Source organism: Hydrogenophaga bisanensis (genome assembly GCF_042665135.1).
Lineage (GTDB): Bacteria > Pseudomonadota > Gammaproteobacteria > Burkholderiales > Burkholderiaceae_C > Hydrogenophaga > Hydrogenophaga bisanensis.
This window is the reverse complement of record NZ_JBHTBX010000004.1, coordinates 128,915-153,446: the sequence shown is the minus strand read 5'-3', so window position 1 is coordinate 153,446 and position 24,532 is coordinate 128,915. Positions and strand designations below refer to the sequence as shown.

21 protein-coding genes are annotated in these 24,532 nt (G+C 66.7%); 6 read left to right on the top strand and 15 right to left on the bottom strand.

All coding sequences use genetic code 11. The features are described from left to right. Positions 1–8 precede the first annotated feature (8 nt). Positions 9–824, top strand: a complete 816-nt coding sequence (locus tag ACFQNJ_RS07675) for a sulfite exporter TauE/SafE family protein (protein WP_382255683.1) — start codon at positions 9–11, stop codon at positions 822–824. Positions 825–966: 142 nt separating this feature from the next. On the opposite strand, the gene rraA is transcribed toward ACFQNJ_RS07675, so the two are convergent. Next, positions 967–1,476, bottom strand: coding sequence for a ribonuclease E activity regulator RraA (gene rraA, locus ACFQNJ_RS07670; protein WP_382255681.1), 510 nt, complete (start codon positions 1,474–1,476; stop codon positions 967–969). A 261-nt stretch (positions 1,477–1,737) separates the two neighbouring features. On the opposite strand from rraA, the gene ACFQNJ_RS07665 reads away from it, so the two are divergent. From ACFQNJ_RS07665 to ACFQNJ_RS07650, 4 genes are all read left to right on the top strand, one after another. Beyond that, a complete protein-coding gene (locus tag ACFQNJ_RS07665) occupies positions 1,738–2,202 on the top strand; it encodes an SWIB/MDM2 domain-containing protein (protein WP_382255678.1) in 465 nt (154 codons plus the stop codon). Between the two features lie 264 nt (positions 2,203–2,466). Then, positions 2,467–4,242 (top strand): adenylate/guanylate cyclase domain-containing protein, encoded by a 1,776-nt coding sequence (locus ACFQNJ_RS07660; RefSeq protein ID WP_382255675.1) that lies wholly within the window; start codon positions 2,467–2,469, stop codon positions 4,240–4,242. Between the two features lie 98 nt (positions 4,243–4,340). Further along, a complete protein-coding gene (locus ACFQNJ_RS07655) occupies positions 4,341–5,342 on the top strand; it encodes a phosphatase PAP2 family protein (RefSeq protein ID WP_382255672.1) in 1,002 nt (333 codons plus the stop codon). Continuing rightward, positions 5,339–7,375, top strand: coding sequence for a hypothetical protein (locus ACFQNJ_RS07650; RefSeq protein ID WP_382255670.1), 2,037 nt, complete (start codon positions 5,339–5,341; stop codon positions 7,373–7,375). Before ACFQNJ_RS07655 ends, ACFQNJ_RS07650 begins: the two co-directional genes overlap by 4 nt. A gap of 21 nt (positions 7,376–7,396) precedes the next feature. Here the strand turns inward: ACFQNJ_RS07650 and ACFQNJ_RS07645 are convergent, their stop codons facing one another. From ACFQNJ_RS07645 to ACFQNJ_RS07630, 4 genes are all read right to left on the bottom strand, one after another. Further along, positions 7,397–8,035, bottom strand: a complete 639-nt coding sequence (locus ACFQNJ_RS07645; protein ID WP_382255667.1) for a Crp/Fnr family transcriptional regulator — start codon at positions 8,033–8,035, stop codon at positions 7,397–7,399. A gap of 12 nt (positions 8,036–8,047) precedes the next feature. Further along, positions 8,048–8,755 carry a helix-turn-helix transcriptional regulator gene (locus ACFQNJ_RS07640; RefSeq protein ID WP_374640010.1) on the bottom strand — a complete coding sequence of 236 codons (708 nt, stop codon included), beginning with the start codon at positions 8,753–8,755 and terminating at the stop codon, positions 8,048–8,050. Positions 8,756–8,886: 131 nt separating this feature from the next. Then, positions 8,887–10,584 (bottom strand): thiamine pyrophosphate-binding protein, encoded by a 1,698-nt coding sequence (locus ACFQNJ_RS07635; protein WP_382255665.1) that lies wholly within the window; start codon positions 10,582–10,584, stop codon positions 8,887–8,889. Positions 10,585–10,619: 35 nt separating this feature from the next. Continuing rightward, on the bottom strand, positions 10,620–11,855 hold the full coding sequence (locus ACFQNJ_RS07630) for an MFS transporter (RefSeq protein WP_382255662.1): 1,236 nt from the start codon (positions 11,853–11,855) through the stop codon (positions 10,620–10,622). Between the two features lie 206 nt (positions 11,856–12,061). Here ACFQNJ_RS07630 and ACFQNJ_RS07625 point away from each other — a divergent pair, with 206 nt between their 5' ends. Further along, positions 12,062–12,301, top strand: a complete 240-nt coding sequence (locus tag ACFQNJ_RS07625) for a hypothetical protein (RefSeq protein WP_382255659.1) — start codon at positions 12,062–12,064, stop codon at positions 12,299–12,301. 14 nt (positions 12,302–12,315) lie between these two features. Here ACFQNJ_RS07625 and ACFQNJ_RS07620 read toward each other — a convergent pair whose 3' ends face one another. The 10 genes from ACFQNJ_RS07620 to thrC all read right to left on the bottom strand — a co-directional run bounded on the left by ACFQNJ_RS07620 (position 12,316) and on the right by thrC (position 24,531). Next, on the bottom strand, positions 12,316–12,810 hold the full coding sequence (locus ACFQNJ_RS07620) for a PaaI family thioesterase (RefSeq protein ID WP_382255656.1): 495 nt from the start codon (positions 12,808–12,810) through the stop codon (positions 12,316–12,318). Positions 12,811–12,868: 58 nt separating this feature from the next. Continuing rightward, positions 12,869–14,290 (bottom strand): coniferyl aldehyde dehydrogenase, encoded by a 1,422-nt coding sequence (locus tag ACFQNJ_RS07615; RefSeq protein WP_382255654.1) that lies wholly within the window; start codon positions 14,288–14,290, stop codon positions 12,869–12,871. A 59-nt stretch (positions 14,291–14,349) separates the two neighbouring features. After that, positions 14,350–16,761, bottom strand: a complete 2,412-nt coding sequence (locus ACFQNJ_RS07610; RefSeq protein WP_382255652.1) for a DUF1631 family protein — start codon at positions 16,759–16,761, stop codon at positions 14,350–14,352. A 204-nt stretch (positions 16,762–16,965) separates the two neighbouring features. Next, the gene (gene clpB, locus ACFQNJ_RS07605; RefSeq protein WP_382255649.1) at positions 16,966–19,575 is read right to left on the bottom strand and encodes an ATP-dependent chaperone ClpB; all 2,610 of its coding nucleotides are present in this window, start codon (positions 19,573–19,575) and stop codon (positions 16,966–16,968) included. 100 nt (positions 19,576–19,675) lie between these two features. After that, positions 19,676–20,428, bottom strand: a complete 753-nt coding sequence (locus ACFQNJ_RS07600) for a GNAT family N-acetyltransferase (protein WP_382255646.1) — start codon at positions 20,426–20,428, stop codon at positions 19,676–19,678. Between the two features lie 15 nt (positions 20,429–20,443). Further along, the gene (locus tag ACFQNJ_RS07595; protein WP_382255643.1) at positions 20,444–20,929 is read right to left on the bottom strand and encodes a molybdenum cofactor biosynthesis protein MoaE; all 486 of its coding nucleotides are present in this window, start codon (positions 20,927–20,929) and stop codon (positions 20,444–20,446) included. 2 nt (positions 20,930–20,931) lie between these two features. Continuing rightward, complete coding sequence (gene moaD / locus ACFQNJ_RS07590; protein WP_382255640.1) at positions 20,932–21,189, bottom strand: molybdopterin converting factor subunit 1; 258 nt, start codon at positions 21,187–21,189, stop codon at positions 20,932–20,934. Positions 21,190–21,210: 21 nt separating this feature from the next. Then, positions 21,211–22,506 (bottom strand): molybdopterin molybdotransferase MoeA, encoded by a 1,296-nt coding sequence (locus ACFQNJ_RS07585; RefSeq protein ID WP_374639999.1) that lies wholly within the window; start codon positions 22,504–22,506, stop codon positions 21,211–21,213. A gap of 43 nt (positions 22,507–22,549) precedes the next feature. Then, a complete protein-coding gene (mobB, locus tag ACFQNJ_RS07580; RefSeq protein WP_374639997.1) occupies positions 22,550–23,083 on the bottom strand; it encodes a molybdopterin-guanine dinucleotide biosynthesis protein B in 534 nt (177 codons plus the stop codon). A 14-nt stretch (positions 23,084–23,097) separates the two neighbouring features. Next, positions 23,098–24,531, bottom strand: coding sequence for a threonine synthase (gene thrC, locus ACFQNJ_RS07575; protein WP_382255637.1), 1,434 nt, complete (start codon positions 24,529–24,531; stop codon positions 23,098–23,100). Between the last annotated feature and the right edge of the window lies 1 nt (position 24,532).

The following is a 24,532-nucleotide window of genomic DNA, read 5'->3' as shown; positions in this document are numbered from 1 at the left end:
TCTTCCCCATGCTTGAGCCACTTCTGATCGTCGAGCTGGCCGCCCTTGGCCTGTGCACCGGTTTCCTCGCAGGCCTCTTGGGCATCGGTGGGGGCATGATCATGGTGCCGTTCATCACGGCCATCCTCACCAACCGGGGCATTGCGCCGGATCTGGCGGTCAAGGCGGCCATTGCCACGTCCATGGCCACCATCATCTTCACCTCCGTCTCCAGCGTGCGCGCGCACCACAAGCGCGGCGCCGTGCGCTGGGACATCGCCCGCAAGCTGGCCCCCGGCATCGTCCTGGGCGCAGCGCTGGCCAGCCTGGGGGTGTTTGCCATCCTCAAGGGCTCGTGGCTGGCGCTGCTGTTTGCGGCCTTTGTGGGCTTCTCGGCCACGCAAATGCTCAAGGACAAGAAGCCAAAGCCCAGCCGCACCCTGCCCGGCACCGCCGGCCAGCTCAGCGCCGGCGGCGTCATCGGCTTCCTGTCGGGCCTGGTGGGCGCGGGCGGCGGCTTCGTCAGCGTGCCCTTCATGACCTGGTGCAACGTGCCCATTCACAACGCCGTGGCCACCAGCGCGGCCCTGGGCTTCCCCATTGCACTGGCCAACGGCATCGGCTACGTCATCGCCGGCCAGGGCGTGCAGGGCCTACCGGCCGGGTCCTTCGGCTACGTGTACCTGCCGGCCCTGGCGGTGATTGCGGTGGCCAGCGTGCTCATGGCACCGGTGGGCGTCAAGGCTGCGCACGCGCTGCCGGTCAAGTCACTCAAGCGCGTGTTCGCAGGCATCCTGTACGTGCTGGCCGCCTACATGCTCTACAAAGGCATCAGCAGCCTGTAAAAAAAGCAAACAGCAGATGGGGCGTGCGGCGGGCCCAGGGGCGATTTGCTGACGCGCGCAGCGCGGCTGATGAGCCCATGGGCCTGCTGCACGCCCTATCTGCCGAGCGCCACCCCCTCAGCCTGTGGATCAGGCCAACAAATCAGACCAGCGCCCTGTCGGCAACAACGATGCCATCCTCGTCGGCATACAGCCAGTCGCCCGGCCGCACCCACACCCCCTGAAGCTGCACCGCCACATCGCGCAGGCCATCCACCTTGCGCTCGGTGGGCAAGGGCATGCTCGCCAGCGCACGGATGCCCACCTGGCTCTGCGCCAGCTCGGCCACATCGCGCACACAGCCATCAATCACCACACCTGCCCAGCCGTTGCGTGCCGCCGCCGCACCGAGGTTGCCGCCCAGCAGCGCCCGCCGCAGCGACCCGCCGCCGTCCACCACCAGCACACGGCCCTGCCCCGGACTCTCCACCGCCGCCTTCACCGGCGTGTTGTCTTCAAAACACTTCACCGTCACCACCGGCCCGGCAAAGCGGCGCACGGCACCAAAGTCCCGAAACACCGGCGGCAGCACGCGAAACGCACCACTGCCATCGCCCTTGTGGGCATCGCACAGATCACACGTGGCCGGGATGGGGGAAACAACATCGTTCATGACGGACAGACACTCCTTGGCATGAGGAAAAAACCTTGGTCAACACGAGCATCATGCCCGCCTCTGACGCACGCCTTGCACCATCAGAGCGCGCAAGTGTTGTTTTCATCGTCACAAACCGCCGTTTTCCCTCTGAAAAGCATGCAAAAACTGACCGTTCCACCTTGGAATGGCGCATCAACTCCATTAGCATGCAAGGCACCAGTGAGAAAGCGCGTTTTCCGCTGGTGCAACGTTCACTTCTAGAAGGAAAACCCGATCATGGCAACTGCAAAGAAAGCTCCTGCAAAGAAAGCCGCCGCTCCGGCCAAGAAGGCGGCAGCAGCCCCCGAAAAGAAGGCCGCTGCACCGGCCAAGAAGGCAGCCGCTCCGGCCAAGAAGGCCGCAGCCCCTGCGAAGAAAGCCGCTGCGCCGGCCAAGAAGGCGGCCGCCCCCGCCAAGAAGGCTGCTGCCAAGAAGGCCGCGCCCGCCAAGAAGCGCACCCCCAACGCCGCCTTCATGAAGGCCATGACCCCCAGCGCCGCCCTGGCCGCCATCGTCGGCGCCAACCCGCTGCCGCGCACCGAGGTCACCAAGAAGGTGTGGGAATACATCAAGAAGAACAAGCTGCAGGATGCCGTCAACAAGCGCATCATCAAGGCCGACGCCAAGCTCAAGGAAATCTTCAAGAAGGCCGAAGCCAACATGTTCGAAATGACCAAGATGATCAACGAACACCTCAAGTGATCGTTGCCGCATCCATGGCACCGCCCCACGGCGGTGCCTGACGCGAACAGAGAAGCCGGCGCAAGCCGGCTTTTTTCTTGCTTGCCTGCCAGGCACGCGTTCGTCGGCCAGGGAGTACCGCCGACCTACTGCCATGTCGCCCGTGTCAGTTACAGAGTCACACATTTGTGCGAGACTGCGCCTCAAGAGCTTTACCTTTTTTTAGGCATGACAGCACCCCCACCCCCAAGCGACACTTCGCCGATTGACTGGAGGGATGACGCCTTGAAGTTGGAAGCGCCTGTACCAGTCCAGCACAACAAGGTCGTTCTGGTCATGGACCTGGTCGAGTCCGTCCGGCTCATGGCCGCCAACGAGGCGTTCGTGGTGTCGGCCTGGCACGGCTTCCTGCAGCACGCGCAAGACAAGGTCTTGCCGGCCTGCAGCGGTCGGCTGGTCAAGAGCCTGGGTGACGGACTGCTTGCCGAATTCGATCGTTCGGCCGATGCCGTGAAAGCGGCCTATGCCATGCACCGGTACTTTGACCGGACCAATGAGCGCCTGCCCCCCGAGGCACGCCTGCACCTGCGTGCGGGCATCCATGCCACCCACCTCTACATCGACACCCATGACGTGTTCGGCCACGGCGTGAACCTGGCCGCACGCGTCACTGCATTGGCCGCCCCAGGCGAGACAGTCATCACCGCCAGCGTGCGGGACACCGTCGTGGACGGTATCGACGGAGAAGTAGAAGATATGGGCGAAAGCTACCTCAAGCACTGGCCCGAGCCGGTGCGCACCTGGCGCATCTGGCCGGCCAACGACACCGCCCCGGTGGCGCGAGCGGCCCCGCAAAGCCCAGTGCATGAGGACCTCAGACCCACCATTGCGGTCATTCCCTTTCAGGGTCGTGGCGCGGCGCCGGAGCACCAGGTCGTGGGCGAACTGCTGGCCGACGGCGTCATCGGGCAGCTCTCGCGCAGCCACCACCTGCGCGTCATCTCGCGCCTTTCCACCGCCGCCTTCCGCGACCGCGAGATTGATCTGGTCGACATCCAGACCCGGCTGGACGCCGGCTACGTGCTCAGCGGCAGCTACGTGGTCATGGGTGACCGCATTGTGGTCATGGCCGAACTCACCGATGCGCGGCGCAGCGATGTGGTGTGGGCGGACCGGCTGACCGGCGAGGTCATGGACCTGCTGCAGCCCGAGAGCCAGCTCATCCTGCAGATCGTCGATGCCGCCACCCAGGCCCTGCTGGACAACACGGTGCAGCGCTCACTCATCCTGCCGCTGCCGCAACTGGAGAGCAATACCCTGCTGCTGGGGGGCATTGCACTGATGCACCGCTCCACGGCGCGCGATCTGGACCGCAGCCGCGAACTGCTGGACGCCGTGACCGATCGGCACCGACGCGTCGCCTCGCCCTGGGCCTGGCTGTCCAAGTGGCACATCCTGCAGGTGGTGCAGGGTCGATGTGCCGATCCAGGCATTGAGTTTCGCCGCGCGATCGAAGCTGCCGACCGTGCGCTGGACCTGGAACCCAACAGCTCCATGGCTCTGGCGATCAAAGGCCACGCCATGTGCCACCTCGGGGGGGACCTTGACGCGTCAAGGCGACTTCTCACAGATGCCACCCAGGTAAACCCCAACGACCCAATGGCCTGGCTCTACTCGGGCTTCTGGTCAACCATGTGGGGCAACCCGGAGGATGCTGTCAGCGAGTCGGACAAAGCTCGTGCATTGTCCCCCATGGATCCTCAGAAGTTCTATCTGGACATGTTGGCTGCCAACAGCTACCTGGTGGCCAATCGCCACGAGGAGGCCATTGCGCTCTGCGTTTCATCGCTCAAGCGCAACCGCTATCACGCCTCCACCCTGCGTGTTCTTCTGACGGCACAGGTGGAGTCGAACCGGATACAGGATGCGCAGGAAACCTACAAACAGATTCGGGCGATTCAACCTGACCTGACCTTGCGCAGCTTCCTTGCCTACTCATCTCAAAGCACACTTCGCATTCGCGGCGCTGCGGCTCTCAAGGCAATGGGGCTTCCTGATTGATAACTTTGGAGAACGGTATGAGCGGTATGAGCGGTATGAGCGGTATGAGCGGTATGAGCGGTATGAGCGGTATGAGCGGTATGAGCGGCATGAGCGGCATGAGCTCAGGATGGATTGCATCTGATGCTGTGACGGTCAGCCGCTTCGCCACCAGCGGCCCGTTCGAAGGCCCCGTCGTGGATCCCGCCACCCATCCCTTCGATCAGCCCGACAACCTGCGCCTGTGGGCCGATGAGCCCCGCGTCACCGCCATCTTCACCGAGCTGGCGCAGGGGCTGTCCTTTCCGGCCGAGCGCCGGACCGAAAAGGCCGGCCTGGCCTACACCGACCTGGACGCCCGCACGCCGCGCCGCCAGGCCCTGCTGATGCTGCGCGCGCCCGACCGCGCCATCCTCAACCGCCAGATGGAACTGGTGGCCGCCTATGCCGACCTGCGTGGCGACCGGGGGGCCGAGATCCTGGCCCAGATGGCGCCGCCGGTCGATTTCTGGGCTGGCGTGATCGGCCTGCAGGCCCACCGCCACAAGAAGACGCTGCAGGTGATGGACCTGGCCTTCAGCCTGGCCGTGCACGTGGAAATGCGCTTCAAGCACATGTTTGCCGTGGTGCGTCCGGTGGAACTGTCACCACAGATCCAGCCCATGATCGCCACCCCCGGCCATGGCGCCTGGCCCAGCGGCCATGCCACCGAGGCCTTCATCATGGCCCATGTGCTCGCCAGCCTGCTCAAAGCCGCCCGGCCCGGGCGCAAGCACCACAAGGGCAACGAAGCCACCGAGGTGCAACTGCAGCGCCTGGCCGCCCGCATCGCCGTCAACCGCACCGTGGCCGGCGTCCACTACCCGGTGGATTCGGCCGTCGGCCGCATGCTGGGCACGGTGCTGGGCCAGTTCCTGGTGGCCCGCGCCCAGGGTGGCCAGATGCGCGAACACGGCTTTGACGGACTCAAGTTCCACGGCCCTGACGGAGAGCCGCTGGACTTCGAACCCCAGCAGCCGCTGGACAGCGGTGCCGGCAGCGTGCACGGCAAACCGCACCGCATCGACGCCGGCCCGCTGCTGTCGTGGCTGTGGCAGGACGCCATCAAGGAATGGCAATGAGCCGCCGCCAGCCCCCACGCGCGGCGGCTGGCTGGTCGCCGCTGCCCAAGGGCCGCTTCACCGGCATCGACTGGTCGGCCCCGGGCGCATTCACCCACAGCGACCCTTACCTGGCCTGGGCCGAAACCAGCGGCTTTGCGGGCTTTCGCCCCTCGCTGCAGGAGAAGGAGCCGCCGTGGCTGCCGCTCATCATCGAACTGAGCCCCGGCTGCACGCTGGAAGACCTGCTGCGCGCCAGTGACGAAGACTGGATGCAGGTGCCCCGCATCTACCAGCAGCTGCCGTTGTCGACACACTTCTGTACCGCGCGGGTGCGCAAGGGCTTTTTCCGCCACCTGGGCAAGCCCGGGCCGCTGCGCGACGCGGTGGGCCGCTACGAGCTGGGTTTGCCAGTCGGCCCCTTTGCGCACGCCTTGCCACCCCAGGCCCGCGCGCGACTGGGCAACCGTCCCGTCACCCCGCGCAAGGACCGGGTAGCCGGTCCGGTCATGGCCATCATCGACAGCGGTCTGGCCGTGGGCCATGTGGATTTTCTGGATGCCCAGGGGCGCTCCCGCGTGGCGGCCTACTGGCGCCAGGATGAAACACAGGGGCCGCACGGGCGTGCCGCCGCCACCCGCAAGTCCGTGCCGCTGGACCCGCACCGCGCCGGCCCCATGCCGGACGACATCGGCTACGGCCACGAGCTGGACCAGAAAGCCATCAACCAGGCCATCCTGCGCCACACCCGCCAGGGCCGCCTCGACGAGGATGCCCTGTACCAGTGGCTGCAGATGTGGGAACTCAACCACAACGCCCACCACGGCACACACGTCAGCAGCCTGGCGGCAGGCCCCACGGTCTATGCCCGCACCCTGGGCACCGAGGACACCCCGCCCGACTGGCAGCCGGCCCATGACCCGGCCAGCCATGCGGCCCTGGTGATTGCCCAGCTGGACTGGGCCAGCATCGCCGACACCTCCGGTGGGGCGGTCAACGTCAGTGTGCTGGACGCCCTGGCCTACGTGCTGACCCGCTGCGCCGACGAGGCCGCGATCACCGTCAACCTCAGCTGGGGCACCCTGGCCGGCCCGCACAACGGCAGCAGCGTGCTCGAAGCGGCCATGGACCAATGGCTGCAGGCCTGCCAGGGCCGGCTGACGCTGGTCATGCCCGCGGGCAATGCCTACCAGGCCCGCACCCACGCCAACCAGACCCTGGACAAAGGCCAGTCGTTGCCGCTGCATTGGCGAGTACAGCCCGACGATCACAGCCAGAGTTTTCTGGAGCTGTGGGTGGGCAAGGAACCCGGCACGGGTTCGGGCAACCCCCAAGCCCTGGCCAACCTGGAGGTGGTGATCCAGCCCCCGGGCGCGGCAGCCCCCCTGCCCCCCATCCGCCTGGGTGAATCGGGTGTCTGGCCCGACGCGCAGTTGCCCCGCTGCGCGGTCATTTTCCCGCACCGCAGCGCGCTGGGCCACCCCGGCACCTGCGCGCTGGTGGCCCTGGCCCCCACCGCCAGCTGGTACGACAAGGACGTGACGCTGACGCCAGCCGGCCGCTGGCAGGTGACGATCACCAACCGGGGCCCGCACCCCGTGGTGGTGGACGCCTATGTGGAGCGCGATGACGTGGCCCTGGGCGCCCCCACCGGCGCCCGTCAGTCCTACCTGGAAGACGCCGACTACGACCTCAGCGGCAACATCGGCAGCTTCATCGACCACCCCGACAACCCGACACCCATCCGCCGCAGCGGCACCTTCAATGGCCTGGCCACCGCGCGGGACGTGGTCACGGTGGGAGGCATCCGCTATTTCGCCAGCAGCACCGATCCGGCCGCACGCTACAGCCCGCGCATCCCCGATCCGGACGCCAGCCGCACCGAACGCGCCGGCGTGCGCAAGCTGCCATTGCGGCTGGCCATCAGCGACGACCATGCCACCCTGTGGGGTGTCCGCGCAGCCGGTACGCGCAGCGCTGCCGCCGTGCGGCTGGTGGGTACCAGCATGGCCGCGCCGCAGGTGGCGCGCGATCTGCTGGACAAGGGCGTTTGATGTGGGGCCGAGACCGGCGCGTCACCAGCGCGCCGGCAGCGGCTTGAGCAGCCAGATCCAGCGCTCGCGCACGTCGATGTAGCCGCCGGTCTCCAGGTCCTTGAGCAGGCGGCTGACCATCTCGCGGGAACAGGCCAGATGCTGGGCCAGTTGCTGGTGGGTCACCCGTTCGTTCAGGCGCCGGGCGCCTTGCGCGTCGGGCTCCAGCGCCATCTGGTTGAGCAGTCGCACCAGGCGGCCGTACACGTCGATCAGGGCCACGCTGCGGGCGCTTTCGGTGGCCATGCGGGCGCGGCGGATGAGCCGGGCCATCATCTCCAGCGCAAATTCGGGGTGGACGGCAATGTAGTCCAGCAACACCTGCCGGGTGATGACGGCGCAGGTGCTGGGTTCCAGCGCCTCCACATTGGCCGAGCGGGGCCCACCGTCCAGGGACATTTCTCCCACGTACTCCAGCGGCCCATAGACCCCCAGGGTCAGTTCCTTGCCATGACCGTCGGCCAGGAAGGCGCGCAGCTTGCCCTGCTGCACGATGTAGAGGGAATCCCCCGTTTCGCCTTCCTGGATGATCAGGGCGCCGCGACGGTAGCGGCGTGACACACCCTGCGCCGCCAGGGCCTCGATGTGGGGGGAAGTCTCTGGCGGCAGGGTGTCGGACATCGGCGGGGGAAATCAGGGCTGGGTGAACTCACCTCCATTGTGCGCGACGGGCGTGATCACCCGCAAGGCAGGTACCACCGGCGGCAGCGCATTGACGCGCAGCAGCAACTGGCGGATGCTGGTGCAGCCGGTTTTCTCGCGCAGGGCCTTGATCTGGCTGCGCACCGTGGACTCGGCCACCCGGTTCTGGCGCGCAATCTCGGGGATCTCCATGCCCGAGCACAGGGAAATGAGCACCGATTCCTCGGTCGGGCTCAGGCTCTGGTTGCGGGCAAACATGCGCACCGCAAGGTTGTCGCAGGTACTCTGGCGTGACAGCAGAATCAGGACGTTGGGGTTATCGGTTTCCAGCGGGTGGCTCAGAGGCACAAAAGCCATCGACAGTTCGCGGTTGCCACGGGTAAACAGCAGAAGGCGGCGCTGGCCGCGCTGGGCCTGTTCCATGGCCGCCTGGATCTGGGCGGTGATGTCGATGGTGGCCCCCATCAGAACGCCGTCGTGCGCCAGTAGCGTGCGGCCGCTGGCCAGTTCATGGCGGGCCAGGTGGTTCACGTGGTGCAGTCTGCCCTGGGCATCCACCACCATCAGGCCGTAGTCCACCTCATCCAGCACACGGTGCAGCTGGGCGGGGTCCAGCCCGCTGCCGTGGCTGGTGTCAAACCCGGTGTGAAAGGGGGCGCGGTGGGCGTTGCTGCTGAGCTTTTCTTGTGCGGTCCACATGTTGATTTCCTCCGTTGGTTTGTTGAACTGATGGAGGAACTGTAGGCCGCAAGGGCTACGCGCTGACGTACGCCATTACCCGCCACTTTGTGATCCATTCACAATCCCGGGAAATACCCGGGCGGCATGCCTTATGCCCTTGGAGCGTGGCGAATGGACGACAGCGTGGCCCGTGTGGTGAGAACTTCCGCATCCAGCATCACCTCGATGAGGGTGCCGGTGTCGGCCGCCAGGGCGCGCTGCAGGGCGCCTTCGAACTGGGCGGTGGCCTCGACCCGTTCGGCCGCATAGCCGTAGGCACGGGCCAGGGCGCAGAAGTCGGGGTTCTTCAGGTCGGATCCGCTGACGCGGGCCGGGTACTCGCGCTCCTGGTGCATGCGGATGGTGCCGTAGGTGCCGTTGTTGAGCAGCAGGATGATGGATTTGGCGCCATGCTGCACGGCGGTGGCCAGTTCCTGTCCGTTCATGAGGAAGTCGCCATCGCCCGCAATGGTGAAGACCGTGCGCCCCGTCATGATGGCCGCGCCGATGCCGGCCGGCACGCCGTAGCCCATGGCGCCGTTGGTGGGCGCCAGCTGCGTCTTGTGCCCCTTGACCAGGCCGTGGTAGCGGTAGAAGCGGTGCAGCCAGCTGGCGAAGTTGCCCGCACCGTTGGTCAGCACCGCATCGGCCGGCAGGTGACTCTGCAGGGTGTGGATGATGGCCGGCATGTCGATGGGGCCGGGCAGCACGGTGCCGTAGTTGCCCACGTCGATGTTGGCCAGGTAGTCGGCATGGCAGGCGGCCGCCCAGTCTGCCCAGGGCACGGATGGGGGCGCCGTCAGCACCTCCAGGCTGCGCGCGGCGGCGTTCATGGTGGCGTTGATGGCCAGCACGGGCTGGTACACCCGGCCCAGCTCCTCGGCGCTGGCGTGGATGTGCACCAGCTTCTGTGCCGGCAGCGGCGCCTGAATCAGGGTGTAGCCGCCGGTGGTGGACTCACCCAGGCGCGGGCCGATGGCCAGCAACAGGTCGCTCTCGCGGATGCGGCGGGCCAGGGCCGGGTTGATGCCCAGACCCATGTCCCCGGCGTAGAGCGGGTGGTGGTTGTCAAAGGTGTCCTGGAAGCGGAAGGTGTTGGCCACCGGCAGCTGCCAGTTCTCGGCAAAGCGCTGCAGCGCCGCGGCGGCCTGCGGTGTCCAGCCGCCCCCGCCGGCCAGCACCAGCGGGCGCTGCGCCTGCAACAGCAGGCTGCGCAGGTCCCGCAGGGCACCTGGGTCGCTCCAGGCCTGCACCGGCTCCACCCGCGGCAGGGGCTGCGCCTCCACACTCTGCGTGAGCATGTCTTCGGGCAGCACCAGCACCACCGGGCCGGGTCGACCGTTCATGGCGGTGGCAAAGGCCCGGGCCACGTACTCGGGGATGCGGCGCGCGTCGTCGATGCGCTCCACCCGCTTGGCCATGCCCTTGGTGCTGGGACCAAAGAAGACAGCGAAATCCACCTCCTGGAAGGCCTCGCGGTCGCGCGCATCGCTGGCCACATCGCCCACGAAGAGCACCATGGGCGTGGAATCCTGGAACGCCGTGTGCAGGCCGATGGAGGCGTTGGTGGCTCCGGGGCCGCGCGTCACAAAGCAGACGCCGGGCCGGCCTGTCAGCTTGCCCTGCGCCTCGGCCATGAAGGCCGCCCCGCCCTCCTGGCGGTTGATGACGAAACGGATCTGGTCGGCATGGGCGTGGAAACCGTCCAGCACGGCCAGGTAGCTCTCGCCCGGCACACCAAACGCGTGGGTGACGCCCTGGGCGATCAGACATTCGACGAGCAGGTGGCCGGCAAGCTTCTGGGTCATGGTCAGGGAAGGGTTGGGTGGTGGATTCAAGGGGTTCAATGGGCCTGGGTGCGCTGGCCCACGCCCACGGCGGCGTACACCGACACGAGCAGCACCAGCGCGGCACCCGCCAGGGTGGCAGCGTACCAGCCGTGGTCCATGAGCACGCCAAAGATGAGCGGCGAGACCGCAAAACCGGTGTCCAGGCCGGAATAGACCGTGCCGTAGACTCGGCCGGTGGCGCCCTTGGGCGTGGCCTTCTTGATCATCATGTCGCGGCTGGGCCCGCCCACCCCCACGGCGAAGCCGGTGATGGCCAGGCCCACCATGGTGCCGGTGGCGCCCAGCCATCCGGTGGCACAGACCAGCAGCAGCAAGGCCCCGCCCGTCATGGAAAACGCTACAACGCGGTCACTGGACCAGTGCCGATGCTGCCCCCAGGTGGCCACAAAGCCGCCCACGAACATGCCCACGGCGCCGCAGAGCATGTAGGCGCTGATGGTCAGCGTGGCGGCCTCCACGCTCACCCCATGCACCGCCTTGAGAATGGACGGCGCAAAGCTCTGCACCACCGCCAGCGTCATGGTCGAGAGAAAGAAGAAGGCAAAGCACCACCAGACCACCGGCAGCTTCAGAAAGGCCAGATCGGAACCGCCTGGGGCATCGGCGTGACGCACCACCACCTGGGTGCGCAGGCGGTCGCGCTGCCAGAACAGCACGGCCAACACCCCCACGTAGAACACCGCAGCGGCCTGGTAGGCGGTGCGCCAGTCGGCCATGGCGGTGATGCCCACCAGGAAGGCCGGCGCCAGCGCCCAGCCCAGATTGCCGGTCAGCCCGTGGGCGCTGAAGGCATAGCCCAGCCGTGCGGCGGACACCCGCTGGTTGAGAATGGTGAAGTCGGCCGGGTGAAAAGGCGCATTGCCCAGCCCCGCCAGCGCGGCCACCAGCACCAGACCGCGGTAGCCGGTGGCCATCGATGCCGCCAGCGAGGCCAGCAGAAAACAGCTGACGGCGGCGAACAGCACCGGACGTGCGCCGATGCGGTCCACCACAAAGCCTGCCATGGCTTGGCCGATGCCTGAGATGACGAAGAAGACGCTCATGAGCAGGCCGACATCGGCATAGCTCAGCCCGAAATCCCGGATGAACACCGGAAACAGCGGCGCCAGCAGCAAATGCGAGAAATGCGAGGTGCCATGTGCCAGCCCGACCAGGCCGATGATGGCGGCGTCGTCCTTGAGCGGCACCGGATTGGCCGGCGGGATGGCACCCATGGCGACGGTGCTCATCGCGCACCGCCTTGGGGCACATATGAAGCCAGGCAGGCCCCGACACGGTTCATCCGGGCACGGATGAGGACAGAAAACGCAGAAATCATGGGTTGGCCTTGAACTTGCTCACAGCCGAGCATAGCCGGCATGTCAAATGCATGTCACGCAATCCGTGGATGATGCCGGCCATGTCACACCGAGCGCCGAGCACAGGGAGAACAATCATGATGCAAACCAACCGATCCGCCGCCTGCCTGGCCAAGACCCGCCGGGCCTGGGATGTGCTGCCCTACCCCCAGCTGGTGGGAAGGCAGGCCCACACGCTGATGCTGCTGGCCAATGGCCGCCGAAGCCTTCGGGAGCTGTCGCTGCTGGTGGGCGACGACGTGACGCCCATCGCCCACGAACTGCTCAGCGAAGGCCTGCTGCAGGAGCAGCCGATCGAGGTGCCCGCGGCCGATTGAATGGCGGTGGCTGCTCACAGGATGTTGAGCACGCCCAGCGGGTCTTTCGCATCTCCATCGTTGATCAGCGGTCCGCGCTTGAAGACGCCGCTCACCCGCAGCGCGGGCTCGCCATTGGCGGTCACCAGCGCCTGCCCGAACAGCATGTTGCGGGTGGTGCGCAGCACCTGGCCCTCACCCTGTACCCAGGCCCCCAGTGGCGCGGCACCCATGTAGTCCACCTGCAGGCTGATGGTGGGCAGAAACCGCCGCTCCAGCCCCGGCTCATACATGGCGGCGCAAGGGATGAGCATGTCGGCAAAGGTGGCGAGCATGCCACCGTGACAGATGCCCAGGGGGTTGGTGTGGTGCGACTGCACGCGGAAACCCACCTGCACCCGCCCGTCGATCAGGCGGGCGTACAGAGGACCGTTGTGGGCCACGAAATGTCCACCCACACTGACCACCCTGAACCCCTCGGGGATGTCAATGGCGTCGGTGGGGGGCAGCAAGGTATCGGGAGCGTTCATCCCGCCAGATGCTAGCGGGACGAACCCGGGCCGTCGGTCCAATGGGCGACAGGCGCCGTCAGAGCCAGCGCTTGAGCAGGCCGATCACTTGCCGAAAGCGCTGTCCATAGGGCGGATAGAACAGATGCCCCATGGCCAGGCGCGACTGCACGAGCACCGACTTCTGGTGTGTGAAGCGCAGGAAGCCGGTTTCGCCGTGATACGCCCCCAGGCCGCTTTCCCCAACGCCGCCGAAAGGCAGGTTCTCGTGGGCAATGTGCATGAGCGTGTCGTTGACGGTGACGCCGCCACTGACCGTGCGGGCGAGTACCTGGTCGCGCGCAGCCGTGTCGTTCCCGAACCAGTAAAGGGCCAGCGGGCGTGGCCGGGCGTTGATGAAGGCGATCGCCTCCTCCGCGGAATCGCAGGGCATCACTGGCAGGATGGGGCCAAAGATCTCCTCCTGCATCAGGCGACTCTGCTCGGCCGGCGCAAACACCAGCGCAGGACGCATCTGCCGGGCATGACCTTCCCCGGCGTCCGGCACCGCAGCCTCCACCACCCGGGCACCTTGTGCCCGTACCTCGGCCAGCAGGTCCTGCAGGCGTGCGTGATGCCGGTCACTGACGATGGCGGCGTAGTCCTGGTTGCCCCGCAGCGTCGGGAAGAGACGGGCGACCGACGCCTGCCAGGCCTGCTCGAAGTCAGTCTCCAGCCCACGGGGCAGCAGCACATAGTCGGGGGCGATGCAGGTTTGCCCGGCGTTGAGCAACTTGCCATGCACGATCTTGTCGGTGACGGCCGCCAGATCGGCCGAGCGGTCGATGATGCAGGGCGACTTGCCGCCCAGCTCCAGCGTGGTGGGCGTCAGGTGGCGCGCGGCCGCCTCGGCCACCCGGCGGCCCACCGCCGTGGACCCGGTGAAGAACAGGTGGTCGAAGGGCAGCGCGGCAAACTCGGCCGCCACGTCGGCCCCCCCCAGGAAGACGGCAAACTCGTCGGCGGCAAAGCGCTGGTGCACCAGCTGCGCCATCAGGGCAGAAGTGTGCGGCGTCAGTTCGCTGGGCTTGAGCATGACGCGGTTGCCGGCGGCCAGGGCCACCAGCGCAGGCCCCAGCGCCAGCTGGATCGGGTAATTCCATGGCGCGATCACGCCCACCACGCCCAGCGGCTGGCGCTGGATGCGTGCCTTGGCCGGCTGCAGGTAGATGGGGGTGGACACCCGCTGCGGCTTCATCCAGCGCGGCAAATGGCTGCGCAGCTGACCGATCATCGCGCGCAGCACGAACAGGTCGGCCACCTCCGTCAGATCCGGCGACCGCACCCCGAAGTCCGCCTGCACCGCATCGCACAGTGCTTGGGCGTTGTCCTCGATGAGTGCGCGCACGCGCTCAAGCCGGTCCCGCCGGACCGACAGGGGAACATCCACCTGGAGGCGGCTGGCTTGGTACTGGGCGTCGAAACTGGCGCGCAGGGGGAGATCGGGAGGGGTTTGGCTCATGGGCGGATGGTACGACCTGGAACCGATCCCGGCTAGGGTCGCCAGTCCAGACCCCAGACTCAGGCGGGTTGCGCCTGACGGGCCGACACCACCGCCTTGAGGGCCTCGGGCACCACCGCCCTGACCTCCACCGGCCTCAGCCAACCCTTGGCCAGCAGCTTCTCGCAGCTGCGCCGCGTCATGGTGTGGGCACGCCCGCCCCGGCTGGTGAACATGAACAGGCTGGCCTTGGTGCTGGCCCACATGAGCTGCGCCCGAAGCCATTGCCCATCGGAGTGCAGGTCCACCCAGTCACCCGGGCGCAGGCTGGCCAGCACCGCCGTGGCATTGACCGCGTCATGGGATTCGGCTTGAAGCTCACCGGCCACGCTGTCACCGGTCACCTCATCCAGTTGGTCGTGCTCGGTGGGCAAGGTGTCCTCAAAGCCCGCCGACGCCAACTCCCGCACGCCGAACCAGGGCTGCGCCGGGATGCGCGGCTTCTGCTGCTCAGGGGTGGCGGGTTCGAGCAGCGCGGGCGCTGAAGTCTCCACCTCCACTTCCAGCGGGATCGGCCCGGACGCGGTTTCGGCCCGCGCCCGCAGGCGCCGCAGCTTGAGCACCGGTTCATGCAGCTTGAGCAGCGCGTCGAAAAAGGCCGCCGTCTCGTCGGGCGTCTTGCCCAGCAGGTCCAGCCCCCGCCGCAGGGTCTGGATCATGCCAGGCACGATATCGAACAACTGCTTGGGCTGGCGCAAGGTGACCTCACGCCGTGTGCTCCAGAGCAGCTGGCTGATCACCTTGCGAAAACCCAGCGGATCAGGCCCTGCGTCAGGGTGGGTCAGCTGTGCCGAGGCGATCACCAGCGACCAGGATCCATACAGGAAGTCAAGAACGATGCCCGGGACGTTGTAGATGTCGGGACGGTGGCTGATCTCCCAGGCGATCTGGTCGGCCAGTTCCTGTCGGGCTTCGGCAAAGCGCAGCGCCTCCAGCTGGCGCTGACGGCGCGCTTCGTCCTCGGCATCGGCATCGACCCAGCGCTGCTGGAGATCGGCCAGGGCCTGCGCGAAAGGCTCCGGATCGGCACTGGCGCTGGCATTGAGCTGTTCCACCTGCTGGCGGACCGGCTCGAAAAACTGCTCGAACTCGGGTGAAAACTCGTCGTTGTAGCGGAAGCTGCGCTGGGCGACGCTCTCGATCAGGCGGCGCGCCGGGTGGTCGTCCTGGCTGAAGTAGCGAGGCTCAGCCATCGCCAGGCGCAACAGGGCCGGCTCCAGCGCCACAACGGCCTCGCGCACGGGCGCGAGCAGCAGCGGATCGCTGGCCACCTGGTTGACCAGCTTTCGGACCACGTCCAGACCGACCGCCTGTGCCACCTTGTCGGCCTGGTGCTTGAGTTCCAGCAGCACCCGGGAACGCTCATGCGGCGCGGCGTAGGTGCCCCAGCGCTCGGGGCTGAGTTGCGAGCCGATGCCCAGTTGCCTGGCAGGCCGGTCCACCACCGGCAGATCCCGGTACTGGTTGCGCTCGCGCTCGATGGCTTCCTCGTCGATCGCCGGCCAGCCGTCGTGCGCGTCGACCCGCGTCAGCTCGCGCCGGACCTGCTCGTAGTAGGCGTTGTCCAGGGCATCATTGAAGACGCCCTGCTCGCCGGCCAGGAAGGCCTGCATCACATCATGCTGTAGGACAGACTGTTCGCGCGCGAGGTCGCCCATGCGCATCGCCATGGACGCAGCCGCCGGCGCCGGCTCACCCGGATAGCTCAGGCGCCCCCATTGACTGCCTCCCTGCCCTTCGTCGAATCGGCTACCAGAGGACAGTGGCGCCAACCGGGAACCCGGTGCATCCGCCACCAGACGGACGCGGTAGCCCGCTTCCTGCACATTGGCACGCTGCAGCATCAGTGCCACCTGCTCATAGAGGCGGCACAGCTCCCTGCCAAGCACGGGAGCCACTTGCTGGAGCCAGAGCGAGCGAATCTGCCCGTCGATCTCCAGCTCGGACATCAGGTCGCGCAGCACGCGCACGAACACGGAGGGCCGCAGCGGATTCTTTTCGGCATGAACGGTTTCCAGCCCGATCAGCGAGCTGATGCGCGCATCCACCATGGCCAAGGCCTGTTCGACCACCGGCATCAGGGCCTGGAGCAGCTTGGCAGACTCCAGCGACTCGTTGACCGCGGTGTCGTCCACCAGGGCCAGCAAGGATGAGTCGGACAGGCGCGCCAAGGCCGAAGTCTGGCTGTCCACATCGCCCTGGCGCAATGCCTGCTCCAGCCGACGGGAATACTGGGTGGTCAGCGGTGTGCGCTTTTGCTGCAGGCTCCACCAGGCACGCCCGGCCAGATCCCGGGCCGCCACCTCACGCCCCTGGTTCTCGGCTTCCTGCAGGGCCGAAACGGCCGTGTCCACGCAGCGCCCGAGCAAGGGCGGCACCTCGCGCAGGACCAAGGCGTAACACTGTTCGAGCAGGGAAGAATCGACCGGCATGGGGCAACGAGGGGGTCCACCAGAAGGCGCGTGAACAATCTCACAGGTTATACCTTCTGATGCGCCTCATTTCCATGCGAAGTCGTTGGACCGCCACAGGGATGGCGCCGATCGGCCGGGATCAATTGCAAGTAATTGTTACTTTAGTTGCAACAAGATGTCTGCCACCAGCAGGGGATGACCTGCTGGTGGTTCGGCAGGGCTTCAAGCCATCGGGACCGGATCGCCAAACTCGAACACGCCCGGGTTGCGCACCGGGTCCACCCCCACCGGAATCACCGATTTGGGCGGATAGCGGCCCTCCAGCAGCAGCTTGGAGAGCGGGTTCTCGATGCGCTGCTGGATGGCGCGCTTGAGTGGACGGGCGCCGAACACCGGGTCGAAACCGACCTTGGCCAGTTCGCCCATGGCAGCAGCCGAGACGTCCAGGCGCAGGTCCATCTTCTGCAGGCGGGCCTGCAAGGCCTTGAGCTGGATCGCGGCGATCGACTCGATGTGCTTGGCGTCCAGGCCGTGGAACACCACCGTCTCGTCGATGCGGTTGAGGAACTCGGGCCGGAAGTGGTTCTTGAGCTCACCCCAGACGGCGTCCTTCACTTCCTCGTAGCTGTCGCCCACCATGGACTGGATCAGGTGCGAGCCGATGTTGCTGGTCATGACGATGACCGTGTTCTTGAAGTCCACGGTCCGGCCCTGACCATCGGTCAGGCGACCGTCGTCCAGCACTTGCAGCAGCACGTTGAACACATCCGGGTGGGCCTTCTCGACCTCGTCAAGCAGTAGCACAGAATACGGCTTGCGGCGCACGGCTTCCGTCAGGTAACCGCCCTCCTCGTAGCCCACGTAGCCGGGCGGCGCGCCAATCAGGCGGGCCACCGAGTGCTTCTCCATGAACTCGCTCATGTCGATGCGCACCAGGTGCTCTTCGCTGTCGAACAGGAAGCCCGCCAGCGCCTTGCACAGCTCGGTCTTGCCGACACCGGTGGGGCCCAGGAACAGGAAGGAACCGGTCGGCCGGTTCGGGTCGGACAGGCCCGAGCGCGAGCGGCGGATGGCGTTGGCCACGGCACTGATCGCCTCGTCCTGGCCGACCACGCGCTCGTGCAGCTTGGTTTCCATCTGCAGCAGTTTGTCGCGCTCGCCCTGCATCATCTTGGACACAGGGATGCCGGTGGCGCGGCTGACCACCTCGGCGATCTCTTCGGCGCCCACCTGGGTACGCAGCAGCTGGCGCGTGGCGCCCTCAGTGCCCTTGCCGGCTTCCTTGGCCTGAGCCTCCTTGAGCTGCTTTTCCAGTTCCGGCAGCTTGCCGTACTGCAGCTCGGCCACCTTGTTGAAATCGCCCTTGCGCTTGAGTTCCTCGATCTGCAGTTTGGCCTTCTCGATTTCTTCACGCACCTGGGCGCTGCCCTGGGCCTGCGCCTTCTCGGATTTCCAGATCTCTTCCAGGTCGGCCGCCTCCTTCTGCAGGCGCTCGATCTCTTCCTCGATCAGTTCCAGCCGCTTCTGCGAGGCCTCGTCGGTCTCCTTCTTGATGGCTTCGCGCTCGATCTTGAGCTGGATCAGCCGACGGTCCAGCTTGTCCATGACCTCCGGCTTGGAGTCGATCTCGATCTTGATCTTGGCCGCGGCTTCGTCGATCAAGTCGATCGCCTTGTCGGGCAGGAAGCGGTCGGTGATGTAGCGGTGGGACAGCTCGGCCGCGGCGACGATGGCCGGATCGGTGATGTCCACGCCGTGGTGCACCTCATACTTCTCCTGCAGGCCGCGCAGGATGGCGATCGTCTGCTCCACCGTTGGCTCGTCGACCAGCACCTTCTGGAAGCGCCGCTCCAGCGCAGCGTCCTTCTCGATGTACTTGCGGTATTCGTCCAGCGTGGTCGCGCCGATGCAGTGCAGCTCGCCGCGCGCAAGCGCGGGCTTGAGCATGTTGCCGGCGTCGATGGCGCCTTCGGCCTTGCCGGCGCCCACCATGGTGTGAATTTCGTCGATGAACAGGATGATGCGTCCCTCGTCCTGCGCCACCTCTTTCAGCACCGACTTCAGGCGTTCCTCGAACTCGCCGCGGTACTTGGCACCGGCCAGCAGGCCGGCCATGTCCAGCACCAGCACGCGCTTGTCGCGCAGGGTCTCGGGCACCTCGCCGTTGACGATGCGCTGCGCCAGGCCTTCGACGATGGCCGTCTTGCCCACGCCGGGTTCGCCGATCAGCACCGGGTTGTTCTTGCTGCGGCGCTGCAGCACCTGGATGGCGCGGCGGATCTCGTCGTCGCGGCCGATCACCGGGTCGAGCTTGCCCTGGCGGGCCCGCTCGGTCAGGTCCAGGGTGTACTTCTTCAGCGCCTCGCGCTGGCTCTCACCCTCGGGCGAATCCATTTTCTGACCGCCGCGCACGGCCTCGATCGCGGCCTCCAGGCTCTTGCGACTCAGGCCGTTTTCGTTGGCGATGCGGCCAATGTCACCCTTGTGATCCGCCGCCGCCAGCAGGAACAGTTCGCTGGCAATGAAGGCATCGCCGCGTTTGATGGCTTCCTTCTCGGTGGCCTGCAGCAGCTTGATCAGGTCCGGGCCGGGTTGCACCTGCTCCTGGCCCTGCACCTCGGGCAGGCGGTTGACCGCGTCTTCGGCGGCTTTGCTCAGGCCGGGGACGTTGACGCCCGCACGCTGCAGCAGCGACTTCGGACCGTCCGTCTGGCGCAGCATGGCCAGCAGCAGGTGGGCGGGTTCGATGTAGGCGTGGTCCTTGCCCAGCGCGAGGCTCTGGGCTTCGCCCAGGGCTTCCTGGAACTTGGTGGTGAGTTTGTCGAGGCGCATGGATAGAGGCTCCCGTGATCTTGAACTGACCAGCATGTAGCGACCGGTGGCCGCATTTCAAGATCTGACACGAAGATGCCGCCTGCGCCTTTGCGTCAGATCAACCGGTTTTCCAGTAGGCGTAGGTCCAGGCGGTCGTCATGCCCGCCCGGCGGTACAGCGCCAGCGCCGGCGTGTTGGCCGCATCCACCTGCAGGAAGGCACGCCGGATATCCCGGCGCTGTGCCGCCAGTGCCATGGCCCGGATCAGCCGGCCAGCCAGCCCCTGTCCACGGTGGCTGGCCGCCGTGCGCAGACCGTGCATGCTCAGCCAGCCCTGGGCAAAACTGGCGGCCCCGCAAGCCAGTGTCCGGCCATCATGCCGAAGGCTGGCAAACAGCGTGCCCTCAGCACGGGCCAGCGCACGCGAGCGGTAGGCACCATCCACCGGATCCAGACCTTCGCCCAGAAACATCGCCATCCAGGCGCTATCCGGCCGCTCTTCCAGCGACACATCGTCGGCACGCTCGGCCAGTGCCAGCAGACCGTCCAGGGATCCGATCTGGGTGAGGGTGGGTTGCTCGCGCCGGAAACCGGCCGTCGCCAACCACGGCCACCAGGCCTCGAACGACGGAATTTCCGGCAACCGAAAAGCCGGCCGCAATCCTGCCATCCGGTAGTGGCGCGCGATGCTGTCAATCAACGCAGGATCATGTGCACCGTGGTGCAGCGGCACGGCGCTGTGGGCACGGCCGACCGTGCCGGGATCCAGCGGAAGCAGCCAGCCCGACAGGGTTTCGATTCGCTCGGGCGCCACCGCTGCCAGCGTGGCCCGCTCGATCGCCTCGATATCGGCGGATGGCAGCGTGGTCACGAAGTGGCCCCGGGCTCAGGCATTGCTGGCGCTGATGCCCCAGCGCGCCAGCGCAGCGTCATCGCTGACGCGCGCATCCACCCATCGCGCACCTTCGGGCGTCTGTTCCTTCTTCCAGAACGGTGCCTGGGTCTTGAGGTAGTCCATCAGGAACTCGCAGGCCTGAAAGCTCTGCCCGCGGTGGGCCGAAGTCACCACCACCAGCACAATCTGGTCCAGGGGCTGCAAGGGGCCTACTCGGTGGATGACGCGCGCGCCCAGGATGTCGAAGCGGCGGAACGCCTCATCGATCATGGCCTCAATGGCCTTCTCGGTCATGCCCGGGTAGTGCTCCAGCTCCATGGCCGACACGGGCTGGCCGTCGTTGCGGTCTCGCACCGTCCCCACGAAGCTGCAGACCGCGCCCACCCCCTTGTGGTCCGCGCGCAGTCGAGCCACCTCGGTGGACAGGTCGAAGTCCCCGGTCTGGATGGATACGCGGGCATTCGGACGACTGCTCATGCTCAACCTCCGGTCACTGGCGGGAAGAAGGCCACCTCGGCGCGGTCAGGCAGGGCCGCCGATTCGTCGCTCATGGTCTGGTTGAGGGACACCCGGACAGCCCGACCCCGGGCCAGCGCCTCGGCGTAGCACCCTCCGCGGGCAATCAGCTCGTCCCGCAGTTCACCGACGGTGGTGGCGGTCGTCTGCAGTGCCTCGCTGCCGGTGCCCAGGCTCTCACGAATGGAGGCAAAGTAACGCAACTGGATCGATCGGGTCATGTCGTGCAGTCTCGGGTCAGGTCAGGCCAGCAGGTCGGCAAAGGAAATGTAGGGAACCAGGTCGCCGTGGGCAATGGTGGCGCCGGCCGGGTTGTCCACCAGGCCATCGCCCCAGGCAGCCGACGTCAGGACACCGGAACTCTGGTTCTGGAACAGGTCGAGTCCGCCATTGGCGTTGCGGCGCACGCGCAGGAACTCGCGGCGCTTGTCGGCCTTGGGCAGGTTGAAATGGGCCGGCAGCATCACCGGGCGGAAGGCGGGCTTGTAGTGCCCTTCGGACGCCCCCTGCAGCTTGAGCAGGAAGGGTCTCACCAGCAGGAGAAAGGTCACGAAGCTGGACACCGGGTTGCCGGGCAGCCCGATGAAATGGCAGTCGGTCCGCTGCTCATCGCCGGCACCGGCATCCCGATGAACCCGGCCATAGGCAAAGGGCTTGCCCGGCTTCATGCCAATCTGCCACAGATCCAGGCTGCCCAGTTGCTGCACCGCAGGCTTGATGTGGTCCTCTTCGCCCACCGACACGCCGCCACTGGTCAGGATGAGGTCGTGATGATCGGCGGCGGTCTTCAATGCCGCCAGGGTAGCGTCGCGGCGGTCGGGCACAATACCCAGGTCACTGACCTCACAACCAAACCGCTGCAACAAGGCCCGCAGGAAGAACCGGTTGGAGTTGTAGATGGCGCCGGGCTTCATCTCAGCAGGGGGCACATCACCCGGCATCACCAGCTCGTCACCGGTGGAAAACAGCGCCACGCGCGGGCGTGCATGCACCGTCAGCCATGCCCGGCCGATGCCGGCGGCCAGACCGATGGAGGCCGGCGTCAGCCGCTGCCCCCTGGCCAGCACGACCTTGCCCCGGGACACATCCTCACCGGCGCGGCGGATCCACTGGCCCAGGGCAGGCAAGACATCGATGTGAACGGCGTGCAGGTCTCCCCCGACCTCGCGGGTCTCCTCCTGCATGACGATGGCATCGGCACCCGCGGGAACCGGCGCACCCGTGAAGATGCGCGCGCAGGTGCCCGGCTGCAGGGGACCACCGGCATGCCCGGCCGCGATGCGCTGGGAAACCGGCAGGACAACGCCAGGCTCGGTCACGTCGGCCACCCGCAGGGCGTAACCATCCATGGACGAATTGTCCTGGGGAGGCACATGAAGATCCGAGACCAGATCCTCGGCCAGCACGCGATGATCGGCGTCGAAGGTGGGCACCTGCTCGGTTCGGGCCAGTGGCTCGACATGGCCAAGCAGATCCGCCAGCGCCTGATCCAGTGCCATCAAGGGGGTTCGGGGGTGCTTGGGCGCAGCTGCGTTCATGGGTCTCTCGCGTTGGACGTGGTGTCACCCCGCTGGCCAGGCGTCAGAGATAGGCCTGCGGGTCGTACTCAAACCGCTGTTCATTGTCGGTCAGCCAGGCGGCGACCGCATCGGGATCGTTCAAATCCAGCACTGGCCGGCTGGTGGGCTCGGGCAACTGCTGCGGCGCATCGGTGGCAATGGCGACGACAAATGGATCGTCAGGGTAGCGCACCGGCTTACCGACCTCGGGGCGCCAGACTTCGATCTTGAGCAGATTGCTTTCCTTGAAGCCTTCCACGAGCACCCAGTCCACACCCGGATGAAGCGCGCGGATGAGCTCATGGGCGCTCAGGCGCTGGGGCTGCTCGAAGGTGCGAATGATGGCCATGCGCTGCGACGACGCGGCCACCACCTCGTAGGCGCCCGCCTCGCGATGGCGCCAGGTGTCCTTGCCCGGGTGGTCGATGTCGAAGCCGTGGTGCGCGTGCTTGACCACCGACACCCGCAGCCCACGCAGGCGCAGCGCAGCGATCAGCTGCTCGACCAGCGTGGTCTTGCCCGAACCGGAGTAACCGGCGAAACCCACCACCTTCATGGCGCCACGGTCCTTCAGACCTGCGGGCAGCGCTCGCGGATGTAGCGCTTGACCGCCTCCACGTCGGCGGCCATGACCTGCACCCGCTTGGGCAGGGACTCGATGCCGTCGAACCGTGCCGGGCGCACGGGGTCGCGCCCCAGGGCCTCGCGGATGGTTTCGGCGAACTTGATCGGCAACGCGGTCTCCAGCACCACGATCTGCTCACCGGGGCGACGAAGCTCTCGCGCCACCTTGACCCCGTCGGCGGTGTGGGTGTCGATCATCACGCCCTGCTGCTCGAACGTGGCCCGGATGGTCGCCAGGCGGTTGGTGTGCGTGCTCTTGCCGCTGGCAAAGCCGTACTTCGTGGCGGCTTGGGCGAACAGCGGATCGGCGCCCAGGTCAAAGCGGCCGTGCAGGCGCAGCTCGTCGTCAAACAGCCTCTTCGTGCGCGCGGCGTCGCGGCCCAGGAGATCAAACACGAAACGCTCGAAGTTGCTCGCCTTGGAGATGTCCATCGAAGGGCTGGAGGTCTCGTAGGTGTCGGCACTGCCCCGAACACGGTAGGTACCGGTGCGGAAGAACTCGTCGAGCACGTCGTTCTCGTTGGTCGCGACGATCAGGCGGTCGATGGGCAGGCCCATCTGCCGCGCCACATGGCCGGCGCAGACGTTGCCGAAGTTGCCCGACGGCACGCAGAAGCTGACCTTCTGATCGTTGGACGTGGTGGCGTAGAAATAGCCGGCGAAGTAGTACACCACCTGGGCCAGCAGACGCGCCCAGTTGATCGAGTTGACCGTGCCGATCTTGTACTGACGCTTGAAGTCCAGGTCGTTGGACACCGCCTTGACGATGTCCTGGCAGTCGTCGAACACGCCCTCGACGGCGATGTTGTGAATGTTCTCGTCCATCAGGCTGAACATCTGTGCCTGCTGGAACGGGCTCATGCGGCCGTGTGGGCTGAGCATGAACACGCGCACGCCCTGCTTGCCACGCATGGCGTACTCGGCCGCGCTGCCGGTGTCGCCGCTGGTGGCACCCAGGATGTTCAGCTGCTCGCCTCGGCGCGCCAGTTCGTACTCGAACAGGTTGCCCAGCAGCTGCATGGCCATATCCTTGAAGGCCAGTGTCGGGCCGTTGGACAGCGCTTCGAGCTGCAGGCCATCTTCCAGCTTCGTCAGCGGCACGATCTCCTTGGTGCCGAACACCTCGGCCGTGTAGGTCTTTGCGCAAAGCGCCTTCAGGTCGTCGGCCGGAATATCGTCGATGTAGAGCGACAGCACTTCGAGCGCCAGCGCGGCATAGCCCTGCTCGGCCAGCACCGAGCGCCAGCGCGTCAGGGTGGCGGCATCGACCTGCGGATAGGCCTCGGGCAGGTAGAGGCCGCCATCGGGTGCCAGGCCTTCAAGCAGGATTTCACAGAAACGCTTGCGGTCCGGGTGGCCGCGGGTCGACAGGTACAGCATC

What these genes read in the sequence shown, in the direction of transcription:
- ACFQNJ_RS07675 (WP_382255683.1), top strand. Translation starts at nt 9, where the DNA reads ATGCTTGAGCCACTTCTGATCGTCGAGCTGGCCGCCCTTGGCCTGTGC.
- rraA (WP_382255681.1), bottom strand. Translation starts at nt 1,476, where the DNA reads ATGAACGATGTTGTTTCCCCCATCCCGGCCACGTGTGATCTGTGCGAT.
- ACFQNJ_RS07665 (WP_382255678.1), top strand. Translation starts at nt 1,738, where the DNA reads ATGGCAACTGCAAAGAAAGCTCCTGCAAAGAAAGCCGCCGCTCCGGCC.
- ACFQNJ_RS07655 (WP_382255672.1), top strand. Translation starts at nt 4,341, where the DNA reads ATGAGCTCAGGATGGATTGCATCTGATGCTGTGACGGTCAGCCGCTTC.
- ACFQNJ_RS07650 (WP_382255670.1), top strand. Translation starts at nt 5,339, where the DNA reads ATGAGCCGCCGCCAGCCCCCACGCGCGGCGGCTGGCTGGTCGCCGCTG.
- ACFQNJ_RS07645 (WP_382255667.1), bottom strand. Translation starts at nt 8,035, where the DNA reads ATGTCCGACACCCTGCCGCCAGAGACTTCCCCCCACATCGAGGCCCTG.
- ACFQNJ_RS07640 (WP_374640010.1), bottom strand. Translation starts at nt 8,755, where the DNA reads ATGTGGACCGCACAAGAAAAGCTCAGCAGCAACGCCCACCGCGCCCCC.
- ACFQNJ_RS07635 (WP_382255665.1), bottom strand. Translation starts at nt 10,584, where the DNA reads ATGACCCAGAAGCTTGCCGGCCACCTGCTCGTCGAATGTCTGATCGCC.
- ACFQNJ_RS07630 (WP_382255662.1), bottom strand. Translation starts at nt 11,855, where the DNA reads ATGAGCACCGTCGCCATGGGTGCCATCCCGCCGGCCAATCCGGTGCCG.
- ACFQNJ_RS07625 (WP_382255659.1), top strand. Translation starts at nt 12,062, where the DNA reads ATGATGCAAACCAACCGATCCGCCGCCTGCCTGGCCAAGACCCGCCGG.
- ACFQNJ_RS07620 (WP_382255656.1), bottom strand. Translation starts at nt 12,810, where the DNA reads ATGAACGCTCCCGATACCTTGCTGCCCCCCACCGACGCCATTGACATC.
- ACFQNJ_RS07615 (WP_382255654.1), bottom strand. Translation starts at nt 14,290, where the DNA reads ATGAGCCAAACCCCTCCCGATCTCCCCCTGCGCGCCAGTTTCGACGCC.
- ACFQNJ_RS07610 (WP_382255652.1), bottom strand. Translation starts at nt 16,761, where the DNA reads ATGCCGGTCGATTCTTCCCTGCTCGAACAGTGTTACGCCTTGGTCCTG.
- clpB (WP_382255649.1), bottom strand. Translation starts at nt 19,575, where the DNA reads ATGCGCCTCGACAAACTCACCACCAAGTTCCAGGAAGCCCTGGGCGAA.
- ACFQNJ_RS07595 (WP_382255643.1), bottom strand. Translation starts at nt 20,929, where the DNA reads ATGAGCAGTCGTCCGAATGCCCGCGTATCCATCCAGACCGGGGACTTC.
- moaD (WP_382255640.1), bottom strand. Translation starts at nt 21,189, where the DNA reads ATGACCCGATCGATCCAGTTGCGTTACTTTGCCTCCATTCGTGAGAGC.
- ACFQNJ_RS07585 (WP_374639999.1), bottom strand. Translation starts at nt 22,506, where the DNA reads ATGAACGCAGCTGCGCCCAAGCACCCCCGAACCCCCTTGATGGCACTG.
- mobB (WP_374639997.1), bottom strand. Translation starts at nt 23,083, where the DNA reads ATGAAGGTGGTGGGTTTCGCCGGTTACTCCGGTTCGGGCAAGACCACG.
- thrC (WP_382255637.1), bottom strand. Translation starts at nt 24,531, where the DNA reads ATGCTGTACCTGTCGACCCGCGGCCACCCGGACCGCAAGCGTTTCTGT.